The 685-nt window shown below is 68.4% G+C and carries 1 pseudogene; it reads left to right on the top strand.

What is annotated here, in order from left to right:
* Positions 1–685, top strand: a pseudogene (locus CCL05_RS19075) (SDR family NAD(P)-dependent oxidoreductase); the annotation flags it as partial.

The following is a 685-nucleotide window of genomic DNA, read 5'->3' as shown; positions in this document are numbered from 1 at the left end:
GCTCAAGTACCTGCCGGACGTGCCGATCCACGTCGTCGCGGGTGACGAGTACAACATGAAGGTCACCCAGCCCGTCGACGTCTTCATCGCCGACAAGCTCTTCCAGCTGGCCTCCACCGCCGCGCCCGAGCAGGTCTCCGAGGAGGCGTACCGCGAGCTGCTGACCGGCAAGACGGTCGTCGTCTTCGGCGGCTCCTACGGCATCGGCAAGGACATCGCCGAGCTCGCCGAGTCCTACGGCGCCAAGGTCTACGCGCTGGGCCGCTCCACCACCGGCACCCACGTGGAGAACCCGGAGGAGGTCGACGACGCCCTGTCCAAGGCCTACGCCGAGACCGGCCGCATCGACTACGTGGTCAACACCGCCGGTGTGCTGCGCATCGGCAAGCTCGCCGAGACCGACAACGCCACCATCGAGGAGGCGCTGAAGGTCAACTACCTGGCCCCGGTGCAGATCGCCCGGTCGTCGTACAAGTACCTGTCCGAGACCAAGGGCCAGCTGCTGNNCCTCGACCAAGGCCGCCATGGTGAACCTCACCCAGGCCCTGTCCGACGAGTGGGCCGGCGACGGCGTCCGCGTCAACTGCATCAACCCCGAGCGCACGGCCACCCCGATGCGCACCAAGGCCTTCGGCCAGGAGCCGTCCGGCTCGCTGCTGTCCTCCGAGGCCGTGGCCCGTACCTC

Source organism: Streptomyces africanus, from assembly GCF_002150735.1.
In the GTDB taxonomy this organism is placed as follows: Bacteria; Actinomycetota; Actinomycetes; order Streptomycetales; family Streptomycetaceae; genus Streptomyces; species Streptomyces africanus.
This window is presented reverse-complemented; position numbering and strand designations above follow the sequence as displayed.